8 protein-coding genes are annotated in these 7,198 nt (G+C 75.0%); 4 read left to right on the top strand and 4 right to left on the bottom strand.

The genetic code is table 11. The annotated features are described in order from the left end of the window. Positions 1–802: MGH1-like glycoside hydrolase domain-containing protein (locus PINTE_RS23430; protein ID WP_444543863.1), on the top strand; the 802-nt coding region annotated here is incomplete at its 5' end. Between the two features lie 25 nt (positions 803–827). On the opposite strand, the gene PINTE_RS19540 is transcribed toward PINTE_RS23430, so the two are convergent. The 3 genes from PINTE_RS19540 to PINTE_RS19550 all read right to left on the bottom strand — a co-directional run bounded on the left by PINTE_RS19540 (position 828) and on the right by PINTE_RS19550 (position 3,026). Continuing rightward, on the bottom strand, positions 828–1,661 hold the full coding sequence (locus PINTE_RS19540; protein ID WP_068434013.1) for a hypothetical protein: 834 nt from the start codon (positions 1,659–1,661) through the stop codon (positions 828–830). 10 nt (positions 1,662–1,671) lie between these two features. Further along, positions 1,672–2,400, bottom strand: coding sequence for a metallophosphoesterase family protein (locus PINTE_RS19545; RefSeq protein WP_068434015.1), 729 nt, complete (start codon positions 2,398–2,400; stop codon positions 1,672–1,674). 107 nt (positions 2,401–2,507) lie between these two features. Beyond that, positions 2,508–3,026 carry a nucleoside deaminase gene (locus tag PINTE_RS19550; RefSeq protein ID WP_068434017.1) on the bottom strand — a complete coding sequence of 173 codons (519 nt, stop codon included), beginning with the start codon at positions 3,024–3,026 and terminating at the stop codon, positions 2,508–2,510. A gap of 303 nt (positions 3,027–3,329) precedes the next feature. Between PINTE_RS19550 and PINTE_RS19555 the strand changes: the two genes are divergently transcribed. After that, a complete protein-coding gene (locus PINTE_RS19555; RefSeq protein ID WP_068434018.1) occupies positions 3,330–4,154 on the top strand; it encodes an HAD family hydrolase in 825 nt (274 codons plus the stop codon). A gap of 4 nt (positions 4,155–4,158) precedes the next feature. Here PINTE_RS19555 and PINTE_RS19560 read toward each other — a convergent pair whose 3' ends face one another. Further along, the gene (locus PINTE_RS19560) at positions 4,159–5,145 is read right to left on the bottom strand and encodes a hypothetical protein (protein ID WP_068434020.1); all 987 of its coding nucleotides are present in this window, start codon (positions 5,143–5,145) and stop codon (positions 4,159–4,161) included. 106 nt (positions 5,146–5,251) lie between these two features. On the opposite strand from PINTE_RS19560, the gene PINTE_RS19565 reads away from it, so the two are divergent. Beyond that, positions 5,252–6,538: an MFS transporter gene (locus PINTE_RS19565; protein ID WP_217996653.1), complete on the top strand. Its 1,287-nt coding sequence runs from the start codon at positions 5,252–5,254 to the stop codon at positions 6,536–6,538. 50 nt (positions 6,539–6,588) lie between these two features. Beyond that, on the top strand, positions 6,589–7,198 hold a 610-nt coding region (locus PINTE_RS19570; protein ID WP_157087396.1), incomplete at its 3' end, for a DNA polymerase III subunit beta family protein.

Genomic DNA, 7,198 nt, shown 5'->3' on the forward strand with positions numbered 1-7,198 from the left:
CCTGGCGCCGGCCCGCGCCGCCGCGGCGCGGTGGCTCGACGGCACGCTGCGCGCCGGCGGCGGCTTCGTGCGCTGCGGGCCGCGACGCTTTCCGGGTGGGCTGGCCCAGCAGGGCTGGCGCGACAGCCTCGACCCCGCGCGCGACGCCAACGGCGGCGGGATCGTGCGCCCCGACGGCTCGATGCCGACCGCGCCGCTGGCCGACGCCGACTCACAGGCCGTCGCGATCGCGGCGCTCGACGCGCTGACGCGCCTCGATGGTCCTGGGGCGCGGGGCTGGTCCCAGCGCGCTGCGCAGTTGCGGGCGCGCGTGCAACGGGTGTTCACGCCCGAGGTGCTCGCGCTCGACGGCGTCGACCGGCCCGTCTCCGGGGCGGGGTCGCAGCTGGGCTGGCTGCTGTGGGCGGGCGCCCTCGACGCACCGAGCACCGACCGGGCCGTCGCGCGACTCACCCGCGATGACGTGCTGACGCCGTTCGGCGTGCGCACGCTGGCCGCGACGCATCCGGCGTTCCGCGTCGACGGCTACCATCGCGGCGCGATCTGGCCGTTCGACTCGTGGCTCGCGTGGGGTGGGCTGCGGCGCGTGGGCGCTCTCGACGCCGCCGACCGCGTGCGTGGCGGGGTGCTGCGGGCGCTCGACCAGCTGGGCCGGTACCCGGAGCTGTACGCCGTCGACCGAGACCGGGCGCGACCGAGGGTTGGACCGAGGGTGCGGCCGATCGAGGTCGCCAACCGCGTGCAGGCGTGGACGGTCGGGGCCCGGCTCGCCCTCGAGACCGGCTGGGACGGACGGGTGTGACGTCGAGGGCTGGTGACCGGCCGCCTCAGCGTGCGTCGCGCAGGCCGTCGAACACCTCCTCGGTCCACACGTGGGCCCGCACGAGCGAGTAGCGCTGGTGCGCGGCGCGCAGGTAGGCGTCGCCGTCGCCCTCGTCGGGATCGACGAGCCCGATGTCGCGCAGCATCGTGACGACCGGGGTGAACTCCTCGGCGTACCACCGGCACGCGGCGTGTGAGGCGGTCAGCACCGTCTGCTCGCGGAACATCAGGCGGGCCGACCAGGCCTCGACCATCTCGGCGAGGCCCGGGTAGTTCCAGGCGTCGGCGCACACGACCTCGCGCCGGGCCAGCCGGTCCAGCGGAACCCGCTCGAGGAAGATCCGGTGTAGCTCCGCGGCGGCCAGGTCGCGTCGGCCTCCGATCGGTGGGGGTTCGATGGCGGTGGCGACGACGGTCACCTCCGCGTCGACGACCGTCTCACCGAGGGCGCGCAGCACCGAGACGCGGTGGTGACCGTCGCGCACGAAGTACTGGTCGCCGACCCGGTACACGTCGATCGGCGGCAGCGCCTGGCCGCGGCGGACCGCCTCCGCGATGCGCTCCCAGCGAAACCGGCTGCGTCCGGAGGTCGGTCGGAACTCGGGGTCGAAGTCGCGCACCTTGTCGACCGAGCCGACGATCTTGTCGAGGCCGATGACCTGCACGCCGATCGCGCGTTCGCCGCGGTGGCCGAGGGCGTCCAGCACCTCCGACAGCGACAACGCGCGGCCGTCGCGGCCCGTGAGGCGGTGGCCGAGGCTGGCCATCCGCTGCTGACGCCGCACGCGCAGGAAGTCGGCCTCGGCGTCGGCGCGCGGTGATCCGCTGTCCATCGGCATGCCCGTCTCCTTATGGCTGGTCGACGCGCCCGTGACGCGTCAGTTCGAAGACGGCGAACGGGACGACGTTGCGGACGATCGTGCGGCCCAATCGCCGGTCGGGTCGGGGTCGGCCGTGCGGGTGGATGTGCCCGTGGACGTGCACCGCGGGCTGCAGCCGATCGATGAGGCCGGGCAGGGCCTCGATCCCCTGGTGGGCCCGGTCCTCCTCGTCGCCGCAGTGCCGCGGGGGTGCGTGGGTGAGCAGCAGATCGAGGCCCGGGCGGTCGCGGTCCGCCCGCCCGACCGGGCCCGTTCGGCGCACCCGACTCGCGCGGTCCAGCCGGGTTGCGCGCTCGACGCGGCGCGCGAGCCGCATCGCATTCCAGCGGTATTGGTCCTGCGAGTACTGGTGGGGGCCGGGCCGGTAGCGCACGCAGCCGCCGAGCCCGGCCACGCGCAGCCCGGCCGCGTCGACGACGCGTCCGTCGATGTCGACGCCGCCGCGCGGCCGAGGGTCGGGCACCGGCATCCCGGCGTGCAGGTGCAGGCCCGAGCGCGCGGCCCGAGCCGGTGAACGCGCGGGGTCGTGGTTTCCGGGCACGAACAGCAGCGGCGCGTCGAGCGCGGAGGCGAGGAACTCCAGGTAGTCCCACGGCAGGTCACCGGCGCTGACCACCAGGTCGGGACGCAACTCGCGCACGCGCGCATTCCACAGCCACTCGCTGGTCTCGTCCGCCACGGCAAGGATCCGGACCATTGGGGCAGATTATCCGGGCCGCCCGCGCTCGGCCTCTGGGCGCGTCGGCATCTCGGCCTGGGCGGCCCGGAGGCTCGGGCGGCAGACGGTTGCTCAGCCGTCGGTGCCTAGGACCGGTCCTGACTGCGGGCGCGGGCCTGAAGGCCGCGGACCTCGTCGACGAATTCGGGCACGGGGCCGACGACGTCGAGGTCGGGGGCGATCTGCTGGATGGGCAGCGGCGCGACGGGGCCGGGCGGCACGCCCCACTCCCGGTGCCAGGCGGTGAGCTGTTCGCTGGAGGTGGCGTAGACGATCCGGCCGAGGCCCACCCACGCGTGCGCCGCGGCGCACATCGGGCAGTGCTCCCCGGAGGTGTAGACGGTGGCGGCCCGCCGCTGGTCGGGGCCGAGGTGTGTGGCCGCCCAGCGCGCGGCCGCGAATTCGGGGTGCTGGGTGGCGTCGCCTCCGGCGACGTGGTTGTGGTCCTCGAAGCGCACCTGCCCGTCCGCGTCGACGAGCACCGAACCGAACGGCTCGTCACCCGATTCCAGTGCGGCGCGGGCCAGGTCGACCGCCCGGCGCACGTGCGCGCGCTCGGCGGGCGACAGGTCAGGGGTGGGCACGGCTTCCTCGGCGGGCTCCATCCGGGCATCGTGCCACGCCGGCCCGAACAGCGCCCCCGTGCGCCCTCGTGCGCCGACGTGCGGCTGCGATCTTCCGCGTTCATCCCCTGCGCGCCGAAGCCTGCGCCGGGGTATCGCCAAATCGACAACCCCGATGCGGTGGTCAGCGCGTCGAGATCACCGAAACCGCAGGTCAGGGGGGTGTCTATGTCGAGCGGCCGAGATCGAGATCGTCGATTTGGCGAATTCCGAGCGGAGCTGCGACCCCGCGGGAGCGTGTGGCGGGCCGGGCGGGGTGCGCGGTCGGGTCCTTAGGCTGGGCGCATGCCCCCGCAGCCTCGACGTCGCGCGCCACGGCCCCGCGTCGTGGCGACCGACCTCGACGGCACGCTGCTCGACCCGCGCGGGGCGGTCACCGCCCGCACCCGCGCCGCGCTGCACCGCATGTGGGACCTCGGCATCGAGACGGTCTTCGTCACCGCCCGCCCGCCGCGCTGGATCGACCCGCTGGCCGATCACGTCGGCGGCCACGGTGTCGTCATCTGCGCCAACGGCGCCTTCGTCTACGAGGTCGCACAGCGCCGCGTCGTCGAGGCCATCGGCATCGCGCACCCGTCGCTGCGCGCCATCGTCGCCGACGTGCGCGCGCACTACCCGAGCGTCGGGTTCGCCGCCGAGCGCCCGGAGGGCATGCACCTGGACCGCTCCTACACCTCCCCGATGCTGCCGCCGCACGCCCACGACGACCCGGCGATCGACCACGGCCCCATCGAGTCGGTGCGCGGCGTCGTCGGCAAGCTGCTCGCCCGCGACCCGGCCGTGCCCGACCTCGAATTCATCGAGGGCGTCGCCGCGCTCGTCGGCGATCGCGGCATCGTCGCCTACTCCGGCGCCGGCGGGCTGGCCGAGATCGGCCCGCCCGGCGTGACGAAGGCGACCGCCCTGGCCCGCTGGTGTTCGCAGCGCCGCATCGACGCCGCCGACGTCTGGGCCTTCGGCGACATGCCCAACGACCTGCCGATGCTGGCCTGGGCCGGGCGCTCGTTCGCCATGGGCAGCGGCCACGAGCAGGTGCGCCAGAGCGCCGACGAGGTGTGCGCCGGCAACGACGACGACGGCGTGGCCCGCGTGCTCGAACAGATCCGCTGACCGCTCACGGCTCCAGGGCGCTCAGCTCGGCGCGCACCTCATCCCGCGCGGCGCCCGCCCGGTCCCGCTCCTGCTCGGCCTCGCCGCAGGCGTCGCGGGCCAGCCGCGCGTCGTCGCGGGTGCGCTCCAACAGCCGCTCGAGCTCGGCCACCCGGGCCTGCGCCCGTTGCGCGGCCTGCTCGGCCTCGGCCACCCCCAGTTCGGCTGCCGTCACGTCACGCTCGGCCGCGGTGAGCCGGTCCCGGACCGCCTCGATCTGCTTGCGCCGCGCCTCTTCCCGCTCGCGTCGCCGCGCCCGCGCGGCCATGCTCGGCTCCGGCACCGACGGGTCCACCGGCTCCTCGACCGGCGGCGGAGTCGGTTCCTGCGCCTTCGCCTTGCCGCCGGTCTTCCCGCGGCCTTTCCCCCGGGTCTTGCGGCGCTTCTCGGAGGCGTCCCGCAGCCCCGGCGGCGGCTCCTTCGGCGGGCGCGGGGGCGCGCTGATCGCGCTGTTCGCGGCCACCGACTGCCGCACGTCGACCTCACCGAGCCCGGCGTACGACAGCGGTTTCGTCAGGCAGCCGCAGACGAGCGCCTCCTGGGCACGGGGGTCGGCGATCGCGGCGATGAGGCTGGCGCGCACCTCCTCCAATACCGCCGCGGACAGCGGCTGGCCCGCGTCGGCGGCGCGCTCGCGCACCCGCGCCTCGACCCGGCTCAACACGCCCGCGCGCTCGGCGCTCAAAGCGCGCATCGCGTCGCCGTCGAGGGCGGCCTGCGCCGCGCGCATGTCTTCGGCGAAGCGGAGGAACTCGCGCAGGTCACTAGGGTCGCTGCGCACGGCGTGATTGATGGCCCAGGCGGCGACCGTCGGCTTGCGCAGCGGCAGCACGAGGATGCTCAGCTGCCAGTCTCCGGCGTCCTTCGCCCGCTGCGACAACTCCTTGCGCAGGTCGACGAACCGGTCGAGCGGCGCGGTGTACAGCTCGTCGATCGCGCCCTCGAAGTCCATCCCGAAATCCTCGCACCGCCGGCACCGGGGCGGACGTGTGGGACCGGCGCGTCGTAGGCTGCCGCCCGGCCCATCACGGGCCGGCCGAACCAGGGGGTGAGCAGCGGTGGCGTCGATCCGGGCCGTGCTGGCCGACACCCGGCCGCTGCGCAACCCGCACTTCCGCCGGCTCTGGCTCGCCAACATCGTCACGGTCATCGGCGCCCAGCTGACCATCGTCGCGGTGCCCGCCCAGATCTACGCGGAGACGGGCTCCTCGGCCTACGTGGGGCTCACCGGGGTCTTCGGGCTGGTGCCGCTCATCGTGTTCGGGCTGTGGGGCGGGGCGCTGGCCGACGCGATGGACCGACGCACGCTGCTCGTCGTCACGACGCTGGGGATCATCGCCACGAGCGTGCTGTTCTGGGCGCAGGCCGCGTTCGGGCTCGGCACCGTGTGGACGCTGCTCGGACTGTTCTCCGTGCAGCAGGCGTTCTTCGCGATCAACCAGCCGACCCGCAGCGCCGTGCTCCCCAAACTGCTGCCCTTCGACCAGCTGCCCGCCGGCAACTCGCTGAACATGACCGTCATGCAGGCCGGCGGCATCGCCGGCCCGCTGGTGGCGGGCGCGCTCATCCCGGTGTTCGGGCTCGCGTGGCTCTACCTCATCGACTCGTTCTGCCTGCTCGCGACGCTGTGGGCGGTGATCCGGCTGCCGCGGCTGCCCGTGGGGGGGCCGGGTCGCGCGACGCCGGGGCTGCGCTCGGTCGTCGACGGCCTGAGCTATCTGCGCACCCAGCCGGTGCTGCTCATGAGTTTCGTCGTCGACGTGATCGCGATGGTCTTCGGCATGCCCCGGGCGCTGTTCCCGCAGATCGCCCACGAGTCGTTCGGCGGCCCGGTCGAGGGCGGTTTCGCGTTCGCGATCCTCTTTGCCGCGATCCCGGCGGGCGCGGTGCTCGGCGGGGTCTTCTCCGGTTGGGTGTCGCGGGTGCAGCGGCAGGGGCTGGCCGTCATCGCGGCGATCCTCGTGTGGGGGCTGGCGATGACCGGCTTCGGCGTGGCCGTGGGCCTCTCGAACGGCCCGTCGACGCCGCTGCTCGCGCTGGCCGCAGGCATGCTCGCGCTCGGCGGCGCCGCCGACATGATCTCCGCGGCCTTCCGCACGAGCATGCTGCAGACCGCCGCCACCGACGCGATGCGCGGCCGGCTGCAGGGCGTGTTCATCGTCGTCGTCGCGGGCGGCCCGCGGATGGCCGACGTCGCCCATGGCGCCGCGGCCGCGAGCGTCGGCACCGCCGTCGCCTCCGCGGGAGGCGGCCTCCTCGTCGTCGTCGGCACCGTCGCCGCGGCCCTGGCCGTGCCCGCCTTCGTGCGCTACCGCCTCGTCGACGGCCGCCCGGTCACGGGCTGACCTGCCCACGGCTTGACCCTGCACCTGGTGGAGGGTTCACCGTGGACCCCATGGACGAGCCTGAACTGCGGATCGGTCAGCTGGCTCAGCGCTCCGGGCTCACCGCCACCGCGCTGCGCTACTACGAACGCGTCGGCCTGCTCGTGCCCGCGGTCGTCGACCCCCGCTCGGGCTACCGGCGGTACGCCCCGAGCCAGGTCGCGACCGCCCGGGTGCTCGCGGGCCTGCGCCGGGTGGGCATGCCGATCGAGTCGATGGCGCTCGTCGTGGAGCACCTGCACGATCCGCGGACGGTGCGTGACCTGGTGGAGGCCCACGTCGAGCGTCTCGAGGCCGCGGCCCGGAACGCGCGTGCGGAGACCGATCGCGTGCTGCGGACCCTGGAACCGGTCGACGCGCCGGTCGAGGTCGGGGCCGCCGCCCTCGCCGCGGCGGTGCGGTCGGTGCGCTTCGCGGCCGGCGACGGCCGCGACGTCGAGGTGCTCGGCGGGATCGCGGTGCGCGCCGGCGCCGGCGGTGTGCGGGTCGCGGCGACCGACCGTTACCGGCTCGCGGTGCGCCGGCTGCCCGGCGCCACGACCGGCTCCTGGGAGGTGGTGCTGCCCCTGGCGGCCGCCGACGAGATCGCCGAGACGTTCGCGGCGCTCGACGGGGCGGCGG

The sequence above is a fragment of the Piscicoccus intestinalis NBRC 104926 genome (genome assembly GCF_001515525.1).
GTDB classification, from domain to species: Bacteria; Actinomycetota; Actinomycetes; order Actinomycetales; family Dermatophilaceae; genus Kineosphaera; species Kineosphaera intestinalis.